This is a genomic window from Vibrio scophthalmi LMG 19158, assembly GCF_000222585.1.
In the GTDB taxonomy this organism is placed as follows: domain Bacteria; phylum Pseudomonadota; class Gammaproteobacteria; order Enterobacterales; family Vibrionaceae; genus Vibrio; species Vibrio scophthalmi.
Window position 1 is genome coordinate 32,599 of record NZ_AFWE01000212.1, and the last position, 21,999, is coordinate 54,597.

A 21,999-nucleotide genomic window follows, 5' to 3' on the forward strand; every position below is an offset into this window, starting at 1 on the left:
TTAGAAGATTACTGTATGCTTGAAGCATTAACATCGTTTCAACAACGAAATAGCCAGCAACTCGAATGGTGGCTAGAGCAATATCCACATCAAAATCAAACGCTGATTGAAGCGATGCGTTACGGCCTTTTACTAGGCGGAAAACGTGCACGTCCATTTTTAGTCTATATCACAGGGCAAATGCTAGGTTGTGACGTCGAGCATCTCGATACGCCAGCCTCCGCCGTTGAATGCATTCATGCTTACTCGCTGATTCACGATGACTTGCCCGCGATGGACGACGACGAACTGCGTCGTGGCCAAATGACTTGCCATATCAAATTTGACGAAGCGACCGCGATTTTAACTGGCGATGCACTGCAAACGATGGCTTTTACCATTTTGGCTGAAGGTCAACTTAATCCGATCGCCGAAGCACAACGTATTAAAATGGTACAAGTGCTGGCACAAGCCTCTGGCGCAGCCGGCATGTGTATGGGTCAGTCGCTTGACCTGCAAGCGGAAAATCGTTTGGTCAGCTTGAGTGAGTTGGAAGAAATTCACCGTAATAAGACTGGCGCATTGATGAAATGTGCGATTCGTTTAGGCGCACTCGCCGCTGGTGAAAAAGGCGTTGAAGTATTGCCTTTACTGGATAAATACGCCGATGCCATCGGTTTAGCATTCCAAGTACAAGACGATATTTTAGATATCATCGGCGACACAGAAACCCTTGGTAAACCACAAGGCTCGGACCAAGAATTAAATAAAAGTACCTACCCGGCTTTGCTAGGATTAGAGGGTGCTGTAAATAAAGCTAACAATCTATTAGAGGAAGCGCTTCAAGCTTTGCAAGCGATCCCCTACAATACCCGATTACTAGAAGAGTTCGCCCGATACGTCATCGAGCGCAAAAATTAACACTATAAGCGCGCAATACTATGACTCTTGATATATCAAAGTACCCAACACTGGCACTGGCAAATACGCCTGATGAGCTGCGCAGCCTACCGAAAGATGTGCTGCCCAAGCTATGTGATGAGCTACGCACCTATCTTTTGAACTCTGTGAGCCAGTCGAGTGGTCACTTGGCATCAGGGTTAGGCACGGTTGAATTAACCGTGGCGCTTCACTACGTCTATAAAACCCCGTTTGATCAACTTATTTGGGACGTAGGCCACCAAGCATACCCACACAAAATTCTGACCGGTCGCCGTGAGCAGATGCCAACCATTCGCCAAAAAGGCGGGCTGCACCCGTTCCCATGGCGTGGTGAAAGCGAATACGACACGCTTTCTGTCGGCCACTCATCAACATCGATTAGCGCAGCACTTGGCATGGCGATCAGTGCTCACAAAGAAGCGCAGAATCGTAAAGTTGTTAGTGTCATTGGTGATGGTGCAATTACCGCAGGTATGGCCTTTGAAGCGATGAACCATGCCGGTGACATTCATCCAGATATGTTGGTGATCCTCAACGACAACGAGATGTCGATTTCTGAGAACGTCGGTGCATTGAATAACCACCTTGCACAACTGCTATCGGGTAACTTTTATACCTCAATTCGAGAAGGTGGCAAACGCGTACTTTCAGGAGTACCACCAATCAAAGAGTTGGTACGACGTACAGAAGAACACCTAAAAGGCATGATGATCCCGGGCACTTTATTTGAAGAGCTTGGTTTTAACTATATCGGCCCAGTGGATGGCCATGATGTGATTGAGTTAGTGAAAACGCTCAAGAATATGCGTGAACTTAAAGGCCCGCAATTTCTGCACATTATGACCAAAAAAGGTAAAGGCTATGAGCCAGCGGAGAAAGATCCGATTGGTTATCATGGCGTACCAAAATTCGATCCAAGCCATTCGAGCTTGCCAAAGAGCACCAGCAGCAAACCGACTTTCTCTAAGATTTTCGGCGATTTCCTGTGTGATATGGCCGCGCAAGATCCTAAGTTGATGGCGATTACGCCAGCAATGCGTGAAGGTTCAGGCATGGTGCGCTTCTCTAAAGAGTTCCCTGAGCAATATTTTGACGTAGCGATTGCTGAGCAACATGCCGTAACACTAGCAACAGGTATGGCGATTGCAGGCAACCGCCCGATTGTGGCTATTTACTCAACGTTCTTACAACGCGGTTATGATCAATTGATCCACGACGTAGCGATCATGGACTTGCCTGTGATGTTCGCCATTGACCGTGCGGGCTTGGTTGGCGCTGATGGTCAAACTCACCAAGGTGCGTTTGATATTAGCTTTATGCGCTGCATTCCTAATATGGTGATCATGACACCAAGTGACGAAAATGAGTGTCGTCAAATGCTCTACACCGGTCATATTCACACTGGTCCAAGTGCGGTACGTTACCCACGTGGTAGCGGTATGGGTACCGACATTGAAACTGAGTTTACCGCACTTGAAATAGGTAAAGGTCGTTTGGTTCGTCAAGGTGAAAAAGTAGCGATTCTAAACTTCGGTACTTTCATGCCAAACGCACTTGAAGCAGCCAAAGCACTGAATGCTACGGTCGCAGATATGCGCTTTGCAAAGCCTCTCGATCATGATTTGATTAAACAGCTTGCCGCCGATCACGACGTACTAGTAACGATCGAAGAAAATGCCATTGCTGGCGGTGCTGGCGCAGGTGTGATTGAATACATGATGCACGAGAAGATCCTCAAACCAGTATTGAACCTTGGTTTGCCGGACTACTTTGTGCCGCAAGGTACTCAAGAAGAACTGTACGCAGAACTTGGCTTAGATGCTCAAGGTATTGAACAAGCCATCCGTGACTATTTGGCGAAATAACCAAGCCAAGTGACTCGATTCCTTCGTTAAGCTGCCAAATTCAAAAAGCCCTCTCTCGAGGGCTTTTTTATACTCTATAGAATTAGTTATAGAAATAGCTACTTACGTGAGAACCTAGCAGCCAGTGGTTTCCATTTTGAACACGAACGCGTTCATCTTGTACACATTGGCCCAATTCGGTTTGATAGCCCATGCCGTAAAATTCAGCATGATAAGTGCTGCACAATGTCGCTCCTTGACTATCCACAACAGGCTCGCCGTGAGACTCAGGCTTATGCAGGGATAACCAATCAAATTGGTTGAGAGGCGAGACAATCTCAGCTTTACTACCATCTGATTTTTGGAAATAAAGCGCATCACCACCGATACAGGTACGGTCACCATTCTCGTCTTGTTTCACATGGCCATAAAGTACGACACTGTCATCACCATCAACAAAATTGAAACGACAAGCATACTCACTGTTGCCCTCCACATTGAAGCGCGCCAAGATTAAACGTTCTTGCTTACTCAATTGATTCAAATCAAAGGTGCTATTATTTTCAAACCATCCTTGCGGCATCGTCGAGAAACTCATGAAGTAAGTATCAACAGTGTTCATGTGCGTATCTGCGCGGTAGGTACGACGCCAATCTTGAATCGGATCATAGCGATAAGCGGCATTTTCCTCTTTAAAGAAACCGCTGATTTTGTCGTCCATATACGGTAAGTCACCTTTACGAATATGGTAGTTACCTAACGCATGCATAAACGGCTGCCAACCAAACCAACTTGCAGCAAAACTTGAACCATCTGGGAAAAAGGTTTTACCGTCTGAACCATGGCCAAATTCGTGCGGCACGATTTCCCATTCACCGTAATAGTGTGAATAGAATGTCGGAGTAAAGACGCCATACCCCGATAAGCCCCCCAAACCACCATAGTTCACAACGCCCAACTGGATCTTGTCACGTGCAAGCATACCATCGTAGTAGTGTTGGTACTCTTCGGCGGTAAACACATCTTCTTGGCTGTTCGGGCCCGACATATCGTGGCCAAACACCGTATTGAAGTTAAACCACAAATGCTTGAACTCTTCCTGCGACATCATGTAAGCGAAGTTAGTCATAATAACAATCCACTCACGCGCATACAGACCGTTAATCGAGCGCCAGTTCCCCCCCCAGTCCGGCGCGAACACAAGGTTCCAACTTGGTTTTAAACTGGTCAATACCTGAGCAAACTTATCGGTATCAGACGAAAAACGAGTGGTTAGCGCAGCTTTGATATCCAATCCACTATCAACAAACTCACTTAAATCGAACACGCCATCACGATTAGCGCTATTGAATTGATACTGATCGCCAAACGCCGACAAAGGTAAAATGATCTGAGTAAATGCTGGAATACGATCGAAATTACCTAACGTAAACCACTTATTTAATCCGTTGAAACGCATTTCAATATTAATGTCAGTGAGGTCTTGTGCCACATAGCTGGTGATCTTAATCATATCGTGATCAAGCAGCTCTGTTTTTACCAATGAATTCACGCGAACTGAACGAAGGTCTTCATTGATTAACGTGTCGTAGCTTTCATCATTCTGTAAAATTTTACTGACCGACATTGCTGGTATAGAGTCGAAGCTAATTTTACTGGTTTCAACACTCTTGTCCGCGACAAATTGAATCGCCTTATTCTGATGACGAGCAATACTTAAAGCCTCATCATTTGCCAATACCATGTACTGATCAGTAAGGGCGATATCACGATGGTTGCCCACCGAAGTGCCGCTGATTTGCTCGATGGTTTGCGCCGTTTCGCTGAACTGGAAATCATTAGCAATGAAATCATCGACCGCTTGGAAGCGTAACTTCGAGTGCTCACTCACCATTAAGCTATCGTTAAGTAGAGCCATTTTTTGAATCGCGCTACTGACTACCTTAACTGGCTCCAGTGGTGTAGCAACACTGTTTTCAATTTGCGTAATATCATAGATGTAATATTCTCGCCCCATCACATTGGCAATCAAATAATCGCCAATCACATGCATTTGCACTTTGCGGTAGGTATCTTGGCCATTCCCAAAGCGCAGTGAAGCATAGCGTCCTAATTGACCATGATTTTCAGGTGTCGCATCTTGCTGACGGTAGACATTGATGCCCATCGCATCAGAAACAAATACGTAGTCTTGGTTTGCCGCCGAAGCTTGCGCATGAACAATCGCATTTTCGCCATTCCATTCACCAGTACCCAAAGACATTACATGGGCATGGTCATTGGTTAAATCGAAGATATCGACGCGGTTTGCAGAGAGTGAAGATACATACAGCTTATCATCATGGACATTCAGCTCGGTAATAACGTTATAAGCATGATGTACCCCGTCTTTTTCATAACCATCAATAGTGCCTAGCAGCGCTTGGCTTGCAAGGTCATAAATACTAACGGTACCTTCACCACCTTTTGAATGTGTCACGTAAAGGCGATTTTGATAAGTATCCACTGCCGTCACTTCAAAGCCATTTTGCTCAAAATCTGTTAATTCGATCTTTTCAGGCTTCGTAATGAAAGCGACTTCTTTATTAAAATCGTTTAATGAGCAAGTATCGGTTTCCATCAATACTCGCTCGACACCAGAGTTCCCAATAAATCCATTCGGGACATATTCTAAAAGACAGCCTTGATCCCAATCGTAATTGCCGAAGGTTTTATTAACGGCGATCATACCGCCTTCGTACCAAGTTAACTCCCAAGATGAATCTAGAAAATCAAATACATTACGGAAGGTCGTTTCATCATAAAAATTAGGGAATGTTGCCTCAAATCGCAGATAGTTGTCTTTGTTCAACTTGTAACGAGAGTCGTTAACGACAAGGTAGCGAACACCATCTTCAACAATAACATTTTCATCGTTCATCGCCAGTTGTCGCAATGCTTCAATACGTTGATTAATTTGCTCGTAGGTATCTTGGTAGACGCTTTGAAAATATGTATTTTCTTGATTAGCGAAACTCGGTACAGAGCCGACAATGCTGGCGCCAATCAAGCAAGAGAGTAATGTTTTTTTCATCATTAGAACTTCCACAACGGATCATTGATAACAAATAGAAATCGAATTTTCTGCATCTCGGCCGAAGATACGCGACTCATTTTGGCGAGGATAAATAGCCAAAATCTCATAGCGTGCGAATTCTATGTTGAAATTATTCACTGGAAGTATTGTTTTTTACCGTTCATACATACTGTTTATGGCATTAGGAATTAACATCTCAAAAATGAAACAAAATATTTCTTAGTCATTACTTTTCAGTGTATAGCTTGCACTGCAACCTATTGAGCAACACTAAGGGGTAAATAAACAAAAAAAACCCAGCAAAGCTGGGCTAGTCAAAACTACTGTGGGAGTGGCCAGTTAAATTGCTCACTCAAAGAGTGCCACGTGTGATCAAATCCGGCGGATATAGTGAGTTTCTCTTGCGTAAACGGATGAATAAATTCAAGCGATGAGGCATGCAAAAGCAAACGATGCGAATCATAAACATTATTGAACAAGCGATTATGGCGACCTTCACCATGGGTCGTGTCTCCGACGATCGGGTGACGCAGATGAGCCATATGGCGACGTAGCTGGTGTTTACGTCCGGTTAGAGGGCTCAATTCCACCATGCTATAACGCGTCGTTGGGAACTTGCCCGTGGAATGAGGTACTTCTACTTTCGCCAAAGGAAGGTAATCGGTGATCGCTTCTTGCGCTTCTTGATCTTGCTTAGCGAATTTATCGGCAATTTTATCCAGATCGACTTTCAAGGCGTAATCAAGACGCCCGCCCTCTTCTATCCAACCGCGTACCACCGCATGATAGGTTTTCTTCATTTCATGGTTGGCAAAGATGGGCATCATTTTCGCAGCAATCTCGCTCGATAAACCAAACACTAAGACACCAGATGTTGGTCGATCTAGTCGATGTAAAGGAAAAACATGCTGCCCAATTTGATCGCGCAAGGTTTGCATAGCAAATTGCGTTTCGTGCTTATCGAGCCAACTGCGATGCACCAACATGCCTGCTGGCTTATTAATCGCAATAAAATATTCGTCCTGATAAACGATTTCTAACATCTAAGCGACCTCTTGATCGATACGGCGAATGACCGCAATTAACGCTGAGAATTGCGCCTGCTGCTGCCAGCTCTGTTCAAAATAAGCGGCCATAGAGAATCCTGATGGCAGCGGTTGTTGAGCATTAATCATGGCGCGAATTTTCGGCAAAAACACCCACTGCAACCATTGCTGCGGCTCAAGAGTATCAATCGCAAAAGGCTCTATACTCGCCAATGCTTGTGAGGAGGGCATTTCATGTTGCCAACACCCTAGAGTGCGCATTTGCAGCTCTAGCTCATCTAATAATGCGAGCAAAGGAATATCTTGTTTCATTTATCTTTGTCGAGAACCTTGAAAATAGCGCATAGAGTACCATCTATAAGGGAAAGAAAGTTAGGAAAAGTCTTCCATGGATACGATTCATACTCTAAGTGAACTGTTAAAAAACAGCGGCTGTAATTACCAAATCTTTGATTTGGGACGTCGAATTAAAACCATCTCAAACCAAACCTTTGCCGATATTGAACAGGGTCAGCAACCCTACCCTTATCCTTTACAGCGTAAAGCGCACCTTGCGATTGCCTATTGGAACGAAGCGAAGCAACCTTGGATTTGGTTTCTCAAGTTTGAACTCGATGAACGCGGCTTGCTAAAGCAGACAGAAGTCGGCAACTTCATTAAGTATGTATTAGAAGCAATGGGGACACGCTTAAACCAAGAGATGAATGAAGACCAACAGCAAAAATTGGCGAATAATCCTTATACGTTTAAGCCTGCTGAAGAAAAAATGGCGGTGTTTCACAGCCAGATTCGTGCTGAATTAAATCTTCCATGCAGCCAATACTACGAACATGCTCAACACTATTTCTCTGGCGGCCTCGGCTGGGAAAAATGGCAGACTGTCGGTTTGCAAGGCATCACAGATATGTGTGCCCGTTTAGGCCAAGAAGAGAATGGCGTATCGCTCCGTAAGGCACTCAAACACTTACCCAACGAACCGCTCTATGCCACCTTGGGGGCGCTTGAGCATGTCGATATCAAAGAGAAACTGGCTACGCGTATCGCTGAGCTTGCACGCATTGAGATCGACGGTCAGAATCCCGATCTGTTTTTGCTATCTGCTTATGCGCGCGCACTTGCCGGAGCAGACATCACCATTTCTGCACCACTGATTGACGCAATCCTGGCTCATCCACGTTTAAGTCACCAAGAAGTTCTGATCGGCATTGCAGGCCGCTGCTGGCATTTACTCGCCAATGCAACGACTGCCGAACAATTTCTTCTCCGCTTAGCGCAAACGGGTAACCAAGCACTCTTCAATCAGCTTTTTGCAGATTTAGTCATGTTGCCTGAGCTGCGTATGGTGCTCTTGCCATTGTTGCATTCTTCGCCTTCACCAGAATTGGCTAATGCGCTGTTAAAACTGCAACAAGCTACCAAAGCTTAAGCAAGAGAAGACCTATGATTTCTGATCTATTGGCCATTTTAGCGTTATGCTTCCTCTGTATGCTTTTCTGGCAGCAACGTCGCCAATCTGAATTAGCCAAAATCGCGATTCAACGTAAATGTGAACAGCTAGAATTACAACTAATCAGCACTGCATTAAAAACGCATAAAGTCAAAACGCCAGACGGAGTCTGGCGTTGGCATAGTATCTATCAATTTGAGTTTTCAGCACTGGGTGATGACTGCTACCAAGGCGAACTCATTATGCAAGGGTTTCGGGTCGCAAAATTTTATCTGCCCCCTCACCGAATGTAGCGTCATCAGCTAGATAATCATCAGAACGAAAGTCATCCGAGATAAATCGGTACTGATTATACGGGCCAAAGTCATCGCATTTTTGGCCTATTAATTCAAAACCTAACTTTTCTAATAAGCGAATTGAGGCTACGTGACCAACCTTTGAGGTCGCGTTAATTTGCTGTAAGCGTAAATCTCTTACCGCTTTGGTAAAAAATGCTCTAAGCGCTTCATAGGCAATACCTTGCCCCCAATACGCTTTATCGAAAATATACCCAAGCTCTGGCTTACTATCGAGATGGCTGATAAAAATATGCCCCACGTAATCACGTGTACGACCATCAAGTACCGCTCGGGCATATAAGGTTTCATCATTGAGGATATTTTGGAATAGCAGTTTAGCGGTAGCAACGGTATGTGGCCCATTCATTTGTGCACGATTTTTTGCACAACAATTTAGGACCAGAAAATCCGACTGTAACGACTCGTTATAAGGCACTAATAACACTCGGCGAGTTACTATAGTCACAACACTTCCTTGCTTAATAAACAATCTTTGTAATAAATACCCTATCCGTAAAGAAAGAGCCTAAGCCGAATTTATTTAGCCGAACCTCTATACCGTACACTTTCATGAAGCTAGGTTGGGTTCTTATTATGATTAGAATTGACGTTGTTAGATTTATTTTTGGTAATAAGAAAAGCCCCGACACGTGAGTATCGGGGCTATAGTCTCACTCGCAGCAATCCAGCCACTATAGATGCTCCATGCATCATCCTTAATAGCTACTGAATCCTTCAGTAATATCCGTTCATCGCTGTCCTAGCGGTGTCCTTTAATTCCTATTAGCTAACCAATCCCCGTTAGCGCACTTCACTTGATCCCTGAGCGGTGTCCCTTGCATCATCCTAATGCTGTCCTTTCTCTATCCTAGAGATGTCCTATGCATTCCGTGCCTACGCTATACCTTTAGCGCAGTGAGATCCTTCTACAGTCCTTGCTCCATGCTAAGTTCATCACTCCGTGCGAACTTAAAACCTTCATCCTGAAGATCACCACATCCTTAGTGGTTCTATTTCTTGCCAAACTCCATTCGACAAGGGTTAATTTACGCGAATCCTAAGCAGAAACAATTGCACCCAATCACACTTACAGAATTCGACACTGAACAACAAACACGCAAAGCCTTATAAGTCATAGGGTTAACTATTTTAATATCCTAACATCTTCATGCAGTCAGTTCTTTTTCCTACAATGCTTGTGAGAGATCTCGCACAGGCGATTTCCTATTTTTCCATTCGCCAATTTCAACGCAAGTTAGTATGATGCCAATAAATCCAACAATGATGTTAGAGCGCTAAAAAGGAAACGCCATGCTTACCAAAGATGTCAGCTTAGAACTTGAGCAAATTATTACGACCTTAATTGCGGAAGGCAAAGAGCCGACCGTCGCATTGGTTAAAGCACGCCTTAAAACATCAGTGCCGATGCCTGCACTCATCAGCACAATAAAAAGTTGGAAGAGCAGCAATCGCGTGCCAAAAATTGAGGTTGCCGCAGAGAAAAAACCGGAATCGGACCGCATCACTCAATTAGAAGCACAAGTACTCGAATTGCAGCAACGGCTTGCCCAGTTAGAAGCGAAGTTAGGTTAAGAAAGGCCTCCCTCTCAATTCTCAATTCTCAATTCTCAATTCTCAATTCTCAATTCTCAATTCTCTACCGTCTTAAAAAAGAAAGGCTCAGCAATGCTGAGCCTTTGTCGTTTGGTTAACCGTCACCTATTACCAACCGGTAATCTCGCGTAGTGCTTTGCCGATATCAGCCAACGACTTCACCGTTTTAACACCCGCTTCTTCAAGCGCAGCAAACTTATCTTCTGCCGTACCTTTACCACCAGAGATGATGGCTCCAGCATGGCCCATACGTTTACCCGGAGGCGCTGTCACGCCTGCGATGTATGACACAACGGGTTTAGTGACGTTATCTTTGATAAATGCCGCCGCTTCTTCTTCCGCTGTACCACCGATTTCACCGATCATCACGATCGCTTCAGTTTCAGGGTCTGCTTGGAACAGTTTCAAGATATCGATAAAGTTTGAACCTGGAATTGGGTCACCACCAATACCCACACACGTCGATTGGCCAAAGCCTTCGTCTGTGGTTTGCTTAACCGCTTCGTAAGTCAAGGTACCCGAACGAGATACGATACCGACTTTACCTTTCTTATGAATGTGACCTGGCATAATGCCGATCTTACATTCGTCTGGCGTGATCACACCCGGACAGTTTGGACCGATCATCACTACACCTGCTTCATCAAGACGTACTTTTACATCCAGCAGATCAAGCGTTGGAATACCTTCTGTGATCGTGACAATCAGCTTAATACCAGCATCGATAGCTTCAAGAATGGCATCTTTACAAAATGGCGCTGGCACATAGATAACCGATGCGGTTGCACCCGTTACTTCAACCGCATCACGCACAGTATTGAATACCGGTAGGCCAAGGTGCATTTGACCACCTTTACCTGGTGACACACCGCCAACCATTTTTGTGCCGTAAGCAATTGCTTGCTCAGAGTGGAAAGTCCCCTGACCACCCGTGAAACCTTGACAAATAACCTTGGTATCTTTGTTAATTAGTACTGACATTATTTGCCCTCCGCTGCCGCTACGACTTTTTCTGCAGCTTCTGATAGAGAATTTGCAGCAATGATGTTTAGGCCACTTTCAGCCAATTTTTGCGAACCAAGTGGTGCATTGTTACCTTCTAGGCGCACAACCACTGGCACTTCAACACCAACTTCTTCAACTGCGCCAATAATGCCTTCGGCAATTAGGTCACAACGAACAATACCGCCAAAGATATTAACGAACACCGCTTTCACATTGCTGTCAGAAAGGATGATCTTAAAAGCTTCTGTTACGCGCTCTTTTGTTGCGCCGCCACCAACATCAAGGAAGTTCGCTGGCTGACCACCGTGCAAGTTAACGATGTCCATCGTTCCCATCGCAAGACCTGCACCATTCACCATACAGCCGATATTGCCATCCAGTGCGACGTAGTTTAGCTCCCATTGAGCCGCATGTGCTTCACGCTCATCTTCTTGCGAAGGATCGTGCATTTCACGCAGTTTTGGCTGACGGTAGAGTGCATTTGAATCAATATTGATTTTACCATCGAGACACAACAAGTTGTCGTCGCCAGTAATCACCAGAGGGTTAATCTCAAGTAGCGCAAGATCGTATTGCGCGAACATCTCGCCAAGACCAATGAAGATCTTCACGAATTGCTTAATTTGGTCGCCTTTAAGGCCCAGTTTAAATGCCAGCTCACGGCCTTGATATGCCTGAGGGCCAACCAGTGGATCGATAGCCGCTTTGTGAATCAGTTCCGGCGTTTCTTCCGCTACTTTTTCAATTTCCACGCCACCTTCAGTTGAAGCCATGAATACAATACGTTGAGTCGAACGGTCAACAACCGCGCCTAGATAAAGCTCATTAGCAATGCTTGAGGCTTCTTCTACTAGGATTTTCGATACCGGCTGACCATTGGCGTCAGTCTGGTAAGTTACTAGGTTTTTGCCTAGCCACTTTTGCGCAAATTCTTTTACGCCATCTTTCGTATCATGTAATTCAACACCACCCGCTTTACCGCGGCCACCAGCGTGAACCTGACATTTAACGACTTTCTTCTCAGTACTAATACGGCCTGCCGCTTCGAATGCTTCTTGCGGGGTATCACAAGCATAGCCTTCTGGCACAGGCAAACCGAATTCTGCAAACAGCTGTTTGGCTTGGTATTCATGCAAATTCATTTTGATATTCCGTTTATTATTCCCTTAAGGGATTTATAATTTCCATAACGTCACAGTTTGAGTACTGCTTTTACGTCTGTAGGGTCTTCTCAAATCAATCGCAATACGATTCAAATGAAGGCCGGACCGTTGAGCGAGTCTAGCCTCTGCCACTTTATGCGTCGAGCTATCGGCGATAACTCGACGTTTCAGCGATATTAAACGTCTAATAAGAGACGTGCTGGATCTTCAAGTAACTCTTTTATTGTCACAAGGAAACCCACTGACTCACGGCCATCGATTAAACGGTGGTCATAAGACAATGCCAAATACATCATTGGCAAGATTTCAACTTTACCATCCACGGCCATTGGACGATCTTGGATCTTATGCATACCCAAAATAGCCGATTGTGGCGGGTTGATGATTGGCGTCGACATCAGTGAACCAAACACACCACCATTGGTGATGGTGAAGTTACCACCCATCAATTCATCAACCGTTAACTTACCGTCACGGCCTTTGATTGCGAGCTCTTTAATGCCTTTTTCAACATCAGCAAAGCCTAATGTGTCACAATCTTTAAGGACTGGTGTCACTAGGCCGCGTGGTGTAGATACTGCCATGCTGATATCGAAGTAGTTGTGGTAAACGATATCTTCACCATCGATCGATGCATTCACTTCTGGGTAGCGTTTTAGCGCTTCCGTTACCGCTTTTACATAGAACGACATAAAGCCCAATCGAATACCATGACGTTTTTCGAACTGATCTTTATATTGTGCACGCAAGTCCATGATTGGTTTCATGTTCACTTCGTTAAACGTGGTAAGCATTGCCGTGCTGTTTTTCGCTTCAAGCAGACGGTTTGCAACCGTCTTACGTAGACGAGTCATTGGCACTCGTTTTTGACTACGCGCCGTCGCTGGAGCGGGTGCAATCTCGGCTTGAGTTGCAGGCGCCGCTTTTGCATTAGCAAGGTGAGCATCAACATCTTCACGAGTGATACGACCACCCACACCCGTGCCTTTTACTTGGCTCGCTTCAAGACCATGTTCTGCTAACAAGCGACGAACTGCAGGGCTTAGTGCGTCATTGTTCTCTTCAGTTAGAGAGGCTTTGTGGCGCTTATCTGGTGACGCTTGCGATTCTTCAGTGGTATCGGTTGTTGGCTCTCCCGCTACCGCACCCGGTTTGATCTTGGCAATTAACTGCTTCGACAGCACCGTTGCACCTTCAACTTCAATAATGGCTTCAAGTATGCCCGCTTCTGGTGCAGGGACTTCAAGCACAACCTTATCCGTTTCGATATCAACTAAGACGTCATCACGAGCAATGATATCGCCCGGTTGTTTGTGCCAAGTAGCAACGGTTGCGTCAGCGACTGATTCAGGTAAATCTGGAACCAGAATTTCAATTGTCATTTCTATCTTCCTTATACTTCTAGTTCTTTATTCGAGGTTTTAGAATCTGAGGTGTTTGCACCAATAGTCAGAGCATCTTCAACCAACGCTTTTTGTTGTTTCAAGTGAACCGACATATAGCCGACCGCTGGTGATGCTGAAGCCGGACGACCTGCGTATTTTAGGTCAGTTCCTGCCGGGATCGCCGCACGGAAGTTATGTTGGCTACAATACCAAGCACCTTGGTTTTGTGGCTCTTCCTGACACCAAACAAAATCTTCTACGTTGGTATACGCTTCTATCGCCGCTTTCACTTCTTCCAGTGGGAATGGATAAAGCTGCTCAATACGGACAATCGCAACATCTTGCTGTTCATCCTTACGACGCTGTTCAAGTAGATCGAAATAAACCTTACCAGAACAGAACACCACGCGTTTTACTTTGCTCGCATCCATCTGATCAATTTCAGGGATGGCTGGCAAGAAGGTACCTTCCGATAAATCATCTAAGCTTGAGGTACACAATGGGTGACGCAACAAGGACTTAGGCGACATCACAATCAGAGGACGACGCATTGGGCGTACAACCTGGCGGCGAATCATGTGATAAACCTGAGCCGGAGTCGAAGGAACGACCACCTGCATATTTTGTTCAGCACACAGTTGTAGATAGCGCTCTAAACGTGCCGATGAGTGTTCAGGACCTTGACCTTCATAGCCGTGTGGTAACAACATAGTAAGGCCACATAAACGTGCCCATTTCTGTTCACCTGATGAGATAAACTGGTCAATCACCACCTGAGCACCATTGGCGAAATCACCAAACTGCGCTTCCCAAATGGTTAAACCACCTGGTTCGGCTGTCGCATAGCCATATTCAAAAGCCAATACCGCTTCTTCTGACAACACCGAGTCGATTACTTGGAATGGACCTTGTTTATCATGCACGTTAGCCAATGGGATATAGGTGCTCGCATCGGTTTGATTATGCAGTACCGAGTGACGGTGGAAGAAGGTGCCACGGCCGGCATCTTGCCCCGAAATTCGAATACGCTTGCCATCATCAACAAGGGTTGCGTAAGCCAATGTTTCAGCCATGCCCCAGTCAACTGCTTTCTCACCACTCATCATGGCAATACGATCGTTATAGAGCTTATTTACGCGGCTCTGTAACTTATGACTTTCTGGCACCTGACATAGGCGATGGCCAAGCTCAACTAGACGCTCTCTGCCATATTGACTATCCCACTGCGTATCCCACTCATGACCAAGGTACGGAGACCAATCGACAGAGTGCAACGCCATCGGACGCCACTCTTTAACTACAACTTCACCGCGGTCTAGCGCATCACGGTACTCGTTGACCATTTGCGTTGCCGTTTCAATGTCATAATCACCGCGTTCGATCAACACGTCAGCGTATAGTTTACGTGGGGTTGGGTGCTTCTTAATTTTTTGGTACATCAACGGCTGAGTCGCATTTGGCTCATCCGCTTCGTTGTGACCATGGCGACGGTAACAAACCAAATCAATCACTACGTCACGCTTAAACTCATTACGGTAATCAAGCGCAATTCGAGTCACGAACGCCACCGCTTCAGGATCATCAGCATTAACGTGGAAGATCGGTGCCTGTACCATTTTCGCAATGTCAGTACAGTACATGGTTGAACGCATATCGCGTGGGTTAGAGGTGGTAAAACCAACTTGGTTGTTGACCACGACTCGTACCGTGCCACCAACTCGATAGCCGCGCGCTTGCGACATATTGAAGGTTTCTGCCACAACACCTTGGCCCGCAATCGCTGAGTCACCGTGAATGGTAATCGGTAATACTGTGCTGCCATCTTTATCGCCAAGACGATCTTGACGCGCGCGCACCGAGCCCATAACAACTGGGTTCACGATCTCAAGGTGAGAAGGGTTAAATGCCAGTGCTAAGTGGACATCGCCGCCCGGCGTAGCAAAATCTGCCGAGAAACCTTGGTGATATTTCACATCACCAGTACCCCACGATTCACCATGCTTGCCCGCGAACTCATCAAACAAATCTTGAGGCTTTTTACCCAAAACGTTGACCAGCATATTAAGGCGACCACGGTGAGCCATGCCAATCACAACCTCACGCATGCCACTTTTACCCGCATGACGGATCAGCTCTTTCATCATTGGGATCATGGCATCGCCACCTTCCAATGAGAAACGCTTCGCGCCTGGGAATTTGGCACCTAAGTAACGCTCAAGACCTTCAGCGGCAGTTAGCTCGTCCAAGAAGTCTCGCATTTCCTCAGAGGTAAATTGAGGCTCACCAACCACCGGCTCAAGACGTTGTTGGATCCAACGTTTCTGTTCGGTGTCGATGATGTGCATGTATTCTGCACCGATAGAACCACAGTAGATTTTTTTCAACGCAGCAAGAATATCTTTCAATCGCATGGTCTCTTGACCAATGGCGAACGAACCTACGTTGAAACTTTCTTCTAAGTCGTCTTCGGTGAGATTGTGGAACGAAGGATCTAGTTCAACCACCGGAGGGCGGTTCCATAGACCGAGGGGATCGAGTTCAGCTGCTTCATGGCCGCGGAAACGGTACGCATTGATCAGCTGGAGTACTTTAACTTGTTTAGCATCGACATCGGGGTCACTAACTTGGACATTGTAATGCTTTGTTTCTTGAGCGAGTCGACGGAAGTAATCACGGACACGTGAATGCGGTTGTTCAACTACATCCTGATCAGGCTTAGGCAGCCCATCAAATACACGAATCCACTCCTCACTTACCAGATCGGGATCACTTAGATACAGTTCGTAGAGATCCTCTACATACGTTGCATTGGCGCCAGCCAAGTGTGAAGACTCGAGCCATGCCTTCATCACGCCGTTGTGCATATTTTCCCTTAACCAGTAGTTTTCACGTTTGCTGCGGTCTATCCCGAGCTTGTAATAAGCCGCTGTTCAACAATGAACAGCGGCAATCTTATCTCTATTTACACTGAGCGATTGACCAGCATCGTCTTGATATGGCCAATTGCTTTGGTCGGATTTAATCCCTTAGGACAAACACTTACACAATTCATTATGCCATGGCAACGAAAAACACTAAAAGCGTCGTCGAGATCGGACAATCTCTCATCTGTTGCAGTATCACGACTATCAATTAGCCAACGGTACGCCGCTAATAAGCCAGCTGGGCCAATAAATTTATCCGGATTCCACCAGAAAGATGGGCACGAAGTGGTACAACATGCACACATGATGCACTCATATAAACCATCAAGATGGGCACGCTCATCGGGTGTTTGTAAATTCTCACGCGATGGTGGTAGGGCCCCTTCGGTCTGCAAGAATGGCTTAACTTTCGCGTAGTTATCGTAGAACTGAGTCATATCAACAATCAGGTCACGAACCACAGGTAGGCCAGGAAGCGGACGAATCACTATCTTATCTCCGGCAAGCGCAGATAATGGCGTAATACAAGCAAGACCATTTTTTCCGTTCATATTCAAACCATCGGAACCACACACACCTTCACGACATGAGCGACGGAACGAAATGGTTGGATCTTGTTCTTTGAGTAGAATCAGCGCATCCAAAAGCATCATGTCTGAGCCTTCTTCTACCTCAAGAATGTAGTCTTTCATGTACGGCTTATCGTCAACATCTGGATTGTAACGATACAAAGAGAAGTTCATTTTCATCATCTATCCTCCCTTAGTATGTACGAGCTTTCGGCGGGAAAGCTTCACGATGAACAGGCTCCATATTCACACCACGCTTCGACATTGCTTCTGTCTCAGGGTTGTAAATCGAATGACATAGCCATTGCTCATCATCCCTATCAGGGAAATCAAAGCGAGCATGAGCGCCACGACTTTCCGTACGGAAATTTGCAGCCACCGCAGTCGCGTAAGCCGTTTCCATTAAGTTTTCCAACTCAAGGCACTCGATACGTTGAGTGTTAAATTCTGTCGACTTATCGGCAAGGTGTGCATTTTTCAGACGCTCACGGATCACTTTTAGCTCTTCAAGACCTTTGGCCATTGCATCGCCTTCACGGAATACCGAGAAGTTGTTTTGCATGCACTGCTGTAGGTCTTTACGAATTTGAGCAGGGTCTTCACCGTCGGTACTGTTTTCCCAACGATTGTAACGCTCAAGTGAACGCTCAATATCCGCATCCGTTGCAGGTTTCGCCTCTGCTTGCTTATCCAGCACTTCACCAAGGTGTAGACCCGTCGCGCGACCAAATACCACAAGGTCAAGCAATGAGTTGCCGCCTAAACGGTTAGCGCCGTGTACCGATACAGAAGCAATTTCACCACAAGCAAATAGACCTGGGATTTCAACGTCATTACCGGCATCGTCTTGCTTAATCGCTTGACCAGACACCTGTGTTGGCACGCCGCCCATCATGTAGTGACAAGTTGGTATCACAGGAATTGGTTCTTTCACCGGATCAACGTGGGCGAAGGTACGTGACAACTCACATACGCCAGGCAGACGCGATTCCAATGTTTCTTTACCCAAGTGATCCAGCTTCAGTTTAATGTGTGGACCCCATGGGCCATCACAACCACGACCTTCACGAATTTCAATCATCATTGAACGAGCAACCACGTCACGACCAGCTAAGTCTTTAGCATTAGGTGCATAACGCTCCATGAAACGTTCGCCGTCTTTATTAAGAAGGTAACCACCTTCACCACGACAACCTTCCGTTACTAGTACACCTGCGCCAGCGATACCGGTTGGGTGGAACTGCCACATTTCAATATCTTGCATCGGTACGCCAGCACGAATTGCCATACCAACACCATCACCAGTGTTGATGTGCGCATTAGTGGTTGATGCGTAAATACGCCCAGCACCACCTGTGGCCAGAATCGTTGCTTTAGATTTGAAATAGCACACTTCACCCGTTTCCATGCAAAGTGCGGTACAACCGAGAATGGCGCCGTCTTCATTTTTGACTAAATCGAGCGCATACCATTCTGAAAATACGGTCGTTTTATGTTTGATATTTTGTTGGTACAAAGTATGCAATAACGCATGACCTGTACGGTCAGCCGCCGCAGCGGTTCGAGCGGCTTGTTCACCACCAAAGTTCTTCGACTGACCACCAAACGGACGTTGATAGATTGTACCGTTATCAAAACGAGAAAAAGGTAGGCCCATCTTCTCAAGTTCAATCACCGATTCAGGACCGTTTTTACACATGTATTCGATCGCGTCTTGGTCACCGATATAATCAGAACCTTTTACGGTATCGTACATATGCTGTTCCCAATGGTCTTCGTGCGCATTACCTAACGCAACCGTAATACCACCTTGAGCAGATACCGTATGAGAACGGGTTGGGAAAACTTTAGACAGCAGCGCACATGAAAGGCCCTGCTCAGAGATTTGCAGTGCAGCACGCATGCCCGCACCACCTGCGCCGATTACTACGGCATCGAATTCACGAACTGGAATAGACACTTACGCACCCCACAAAATAAACAGACCAGAGAAGAAGTAACCTAATAGCAACGCAACAACACCAACTTGCAATCCACCACGCAATTTGGTGCATTTGATATAGTCAGTCAGAACTTGCCAGAGGCCTATCCACGCATGGATTAATACGCAAGTAAGCGTCACCATGGTAAAGGCTTTGGTGAAGGTTCCCGCGAAAAACTGGGTCCAAGAAGCGTAAGAGATATCGGTGAACGCACAAAAGCTCACCAAATAGATCGTGTATAAGGTCATAAGAATGGCCGTCACACGAATCAATAGGAAATCGTGTACACCATTACGACCGAAGGATGAAACGTGTTTTACCATACCAAAATCCCCGCAAGTAACGACAACACACCAGTCACAGCAAAAGAGACTTTCGCGCTTAACGCGCCAGTGTCGAGTTCTTCAAAATAGCCCATGTCCATCAGCAAATGACGAACACCACCCACGATGTGGTAAGCTAAAGCGGTTAGGATTCCCCACAGAATAAATGTAACGAACCAACCATCAATCAGGTCAGCCGCTTGCATAAATCCTACAGGAGAGGATAGAGATAGAGACAGCAACCACAGCAGGATACCGACTGCTACAAATGTAATCACACCCGCCACACGATGGACGATGGATGCGATAGCAGTGATCGGAAAGTGCATGGTTTGCAAGTCTAGGTTTACTGGTCTTGACTTTCTTTCTTTCACGGGCTTGCTCACTCAGCTCACTAGAGCATTTATAGTTATTAAAGAAATTAAGAGCTGAACCGAACAAAACTTAACATTAAATTAACAAGCAAACGCCAAATAGCACCCTTTAATTGTAAATACAATGTTAACAACAGCGCTCAAGTTTCAAACTATAATTACTTTCGAACCTTGAATTTATTAGGTTTCTCTCAAATTTCACATCGTTACTATACGATTGGCAACATTCTAATACAATTGATGTAACAATTTTTGCTACACAGACCAGATTTTTAACTTAATGCGCGTAAAAAATAATAACAAGTGCACACATCAGAGGAGAAAAATTGACTTTGTACGTGAAGAGACGTACAAAAATGGCACATAAACATCCTGGATGGATTAAATAATAAACAAAGGAGATTGTTATGGCGGATAAGAAAGCGACCCTTCATGTCGAAGGCATTGCGCCAATCGAACTGCCGATTATGGATGGGACTATCGGTCCTCAAGTAATCGATGTTCGTAAACTTGGAGCAAATGGCTACTTTACCTTTGACCCAGGTTTTCTTGCCACTGCATCTTGTGAATCCCAAATCACCTACATCGATGGCGGCAAGGGTGTCCTACTGCACCGCGGTTTCCCTATCGATCAGTTAGCAAACAATGCTGACTACTTAGAAGTTTGTTACATTCTTCTTTACGGTGAAGCCCCTACTCGTGAGCAATACGAACAATTCAAAACAACCGTTACTCGTCACACTATGGTACATGAGCAGATCGCTAGCTTCTTCCATGGTTTCCGACGCGATGCACACCCAATGGCGGTTATGTGTGGTGTGGTTGGTGCACTTGCGGCCTTCTACCACGATTCACTCGATATCAATAATGACGTTCACCGTGAAATTGCGGCATATCGTCTACTGTCTAAAATGCCAACATTGGCGGCGATGTGTTACAAGTACTCAATCGGCCAGCCATTCATCTATCCGCGTAATGACCTTAACTACGCAGAAAACTTCCTACACATGATGTTTGCTAACCCATGTGAAGAGTACGAAGTGAACCCTGTGGTTGCACGTGCGATGGATAAAATTTTCACCCTACACGCAGACCACGAGCAAAATGCATCCACCTCGACCGTTCGTCTAGCGGGTTCTTCTGGTGCTAACCCATTTGCATGTATTGCCGCGGGTATCGCATCACTCTGGGGCCCTGCTCACGGTGGCGCAAACGAAGCTTGCTTGAAGATGTTGGAAGAGATCGGCAGTGTCGATAACATTCCTGAGTTTGTGGAACGCGCGAAAGACAAAGATGACCCATTCCGTCTGATGGGCTTTGGTCACCGTGTTTACAAGAACTACGATCCTCGTGCAACAGTAATGCGTGAAGCGTGTCATGAAGTACTGACAGAGCTAAACATCCAAGATCCACTGCTCGATGTTGCGATGGAGCTTGAGCGAATTGCACTGTCTGATGAATACTTTGTATCGAAGAAACTTTACCCGAACGTAGATTTCTACTCAGGCATCATTCTTAAAGCGATTGGTATTCCTGTTTCTATGTTTACGGTTATCTTCGCGATGTCTCGTACCATCGGTTGGATCGCACACTGGAATGAAATGCACAGTGATCCTGCTAACCGCATCGGTCGCCCTCGTCAGCTTTACACTGGTCAAACACAACGCGAGTTTGCACCAATTCACGAGCGCGAATAGCGAGAAGCGAGAAGCGAGAAGCGAGAAGCGAGAAGCGAGAAGCGAGAAGCGAGAAGCGAGAAGCGAGAAGCGAGAAGCGAGAAGCGAGAAGCGAGAAGCGAGAAGCGAATAATTGTGAGGGTTGGCGTGAAAGCGTCAACCCTTTCTTCTTTGAGGTTAGAGAACAGAGAATCGAGAACGAGCTGCGCTCTCAAGAACGCTTCGCTGCGAGATTCGAGAGATTCCCGATTGCACTATTGGGAATGACACCATTTAAGCCCTACACTTAACCGTCATCCTCAAGAGTGAGGT

At 45.9% G+C, this 21,999-nt stretch carries 18 protein-coding genes; 6 read left to right on the forward strand and 12 right to left on the reverse strand.

The features are described 5' to 3' along the window. The first annotated feature begins 15 nt into the window (after positions 1-15). A complete protein-coding gene (gene ispA, locus RH88_RS18765; protein WP_005598987.1) occupies positions 16-900 on the forward strand; it encodes a (2E,6E)-farnesyl diphosphate synthase in 885 nt (294 codons plus the stop codon). Between the two features lie 20 nt (positions 901-920). Next, on the forward strand, positions 921-2,786 hold the full coding sequence (dxs, locus tag RH88_RS18770) for a 1-deoxy-D-xylulose-5-phosphate synthase (RefSeq protein WP_005598988.1): 1,866 nt from the start codon (positions 921-923) through the stop codon (positions 2,784-2,786). A gap of 82 nt (positions 2,787-2,868) precedes the next feature. On the opposite strand, the gene RH88_RS18775 is transcribed toward dxs, so the two are convergent. The 3 genes from RH88_RS18775 to RH88_RS18785 all read right to left on the reverse strand — a co-directional run bounded on the left by RH88_RS18775 (position 2,869) and on the right by RH88_RS18785 (position 7,199). Next, positions 2,869-5,841: a YncE family protein gene (locus RH88_RS18775; protein ID WP_005598990.1), complete on the reverse strand. Its 2,973-nt coding sequence runs from the start codon at positions 5,839-5,841 to the stop codon at positions 2,869-2,871. 320 nt (positions 5,842-6,161) lie between these two features. Beyond that, positions 6,162-6,884: a tRNA pseudouridine(65) synthase TruC gene (gene truC, locus RH88_RS18780; RefSeq protein WP_005598993.1), complete on the reverse strand. Its 723-nt coding sequence runs from the start codon at positions 6,882-6,884 to the stop codon at positions 6,162-6,164. Next, entirely contained in the window at positions 6,885-7,199 is a 315-nt protein-coding gene (locus RH88_RS18785; protein ID WP_005598995.1) for a YqcC family protein, read from the reverse strand. 76 nt (positions 7,200-7,275) lie between these two features. Here RH88_RS18785 and RH88_RS18790 point away from each other — a divergent pair, with 76 nt between their 5' ends. Both RH88_RS18790 and RH88_RS18795 read left to right on the forward strand, forming a co-directional pair. Next, entirely contained in the window at positions 7,276-8,313 is a 1,038-nt protein-coding gene (locus RH88_RS18790; protein WP_005598997.1) for a DUF3549 family protein, read from the forward strand. A gap of 14 nt (positions 8,314-8,327) precedes the next feature. Further along, on the forward strand, positions 8,328-8,627 hold the full coding sequence (locus RH88_RS18795) for a DUF3301 domain-containing protein (protein ID WP_005599000.1): 300 nt from the start codon (positions 8,328-8,330) through the stop codon (positions 8,625-8,627). On the opposite strand, the gene RH88_RS18800 is transcribed toward RH88_RS18795, so the two are convergent. Beyond that, positions 8,575-9,138: a GNAT family N-acetyltransferase gene (locus RH88_RS18800; RefSeq protein ID WP_005599001.1), complete on the reverse strand. Its 564-nt coding sequence runs from the start codon at positions 9,136-9,138 to the stop codon at positions 8,575-8,577. The genes RH88_RS18795 and RH88_RS18800 overlap by 53 nt on opposite strands. An 845-nt stretch (positions 9,139-9,983) precedes the next feature. On the opposite strand from RH88_RS18800, the gene RH88_RS18805 reads away from it, so the two are divergent. Next, positions 9,984-10,265 (forward strand): hypothetical protein, encoded by a 282-nt coding sequence (locus tag RH88_RS18805; RefSeq protein ID WP_005599003.1) that lies wholly within the window; start codon positions 9,984-9,986, stop codon positions 10,263-10,265. 129 nt (positions 10,266-10,394) lie between these two features. Here RH88_RS18805 and sucD read toward each other — a convergent pair whose 3' ends face one another. The 8 genes from sucD to sdhC form a co-directional block, all read right to left on the reverse strand. After that, a complete protein-coding gene (gene sucD / locus RH88_RS18810; protein WP_005599004.1) occupies positions 10,395-11,267 on the reverse strand; it encodes a succinate--CoA ligase subunit alpha in 873 nt (290 codons plus the stop codon). Then, on the reverse strand, positions 11,267-12,433 hold the full coding sequence (gene sucC, locus RH88_RS18815) for an ADP-forming succinate--CoA ligase subunit beta (protein WP_005599007.1): 1,167 nt from the start codon (positions 12,431-12,433) through the stop codon (positions 11,267-11,269). The genes sucD and sucC overlap by 1 nt, the downstream gene beginning before the upstream one ends. 197 nt (positions 12,434-12,630) lie before the next feature. Continuing rightward, positions 12,631-13,836: a 2-oxoglutarate dehydrogenase complex dihydrolipoyllysine-residue succinyltransferase gene (gene odhB / locus RH88_RS18820; protein WP_005599009.1), complete on the reverse strand. Its 1,206-nt coding sequence runs from the start codon at positions 13,834-13,836 to the stop codon at positions 12,631-12,633. Between the two features lie 11 nt (positions 13,837-13,847). Next, complete coding sequence (gene sucA / locus RH88_RS18825) at positions 13,848-16,703, reverse strand: 2-oxoglutarate dehydrogenase E1 component (protein ID WP_005599010.1); 2,856 nt, start codon at positions 16,701-16,703, stop codon at positions 13,848-13,850. Between the two features lie 98 nt (positions 16,704-16,801). Next, entirely contained in the window at positions 16,802-17,512 is a 711-nt protein-coding gene (locus RH88_RS18830) for a succinate dehydrogenase iron-sulfur subunit (protein WP_005599012.1), read from the reverse strand. A gap of 13 nt (positions 17,513-17,525) precedes the next feature. Continuing rightward, on the reverse strand, positions 17,526-19,292 hold the full coding sequence (gene sdhA, locus RH88_RS18835) for a succinate dehydrogenase flavoprotein subunit (RefSeq protein WP_005599014.1): 1,767 nt from the start codon (positions 19,290-19,292) through the stop codon (positions 17,526-17,528). Continuing rightward, positions 19,293-19,637 (reverse strand): succinate dehydrogenase, hydrophobic membrane anchor protein, encoded by a 345-nt coding sequence (sdhD, locus tag RH88_RS18840; protein WP_005599016.1) that lies wholly within the window; start codon positions 19,635-19,637, stop codon positions 19,293-19,295. Continuing rightward, positions 19,631-20,023, reverse strand: a complete 393-nt coding sequence (gene sdhC, locus RH88_RS18845) for a succinate dehydrogenase cytochrome b556 subunit (RefSeq protein ID WP_005599018.1) — start codon at positions 20,021-20,023, stop codon at positions 19,631-19,633. Before sdhC ends, sdhD begins: the two co-directional genes overlap by 7 nt. A 395-nt stretch (positions 20,024-20,418) precedes the next feature. Here sdhC and RH88_RS18850 point away from each other — a divergent pair, with 395 nt between their 5' ends. After that, positions 20,419-21,708: a citrate synthase gene (locus tag RH88_RS18850; RefSeq protein WP_005599020.1), complete on the forward strand. Its 1,290-nt coding sequence runs from the start codon at positions 20,419-20,421 to the stop codon at positions 21,706-21,708. Positions 21,709-21,999 lie beyond the last annotated feature (291 nt).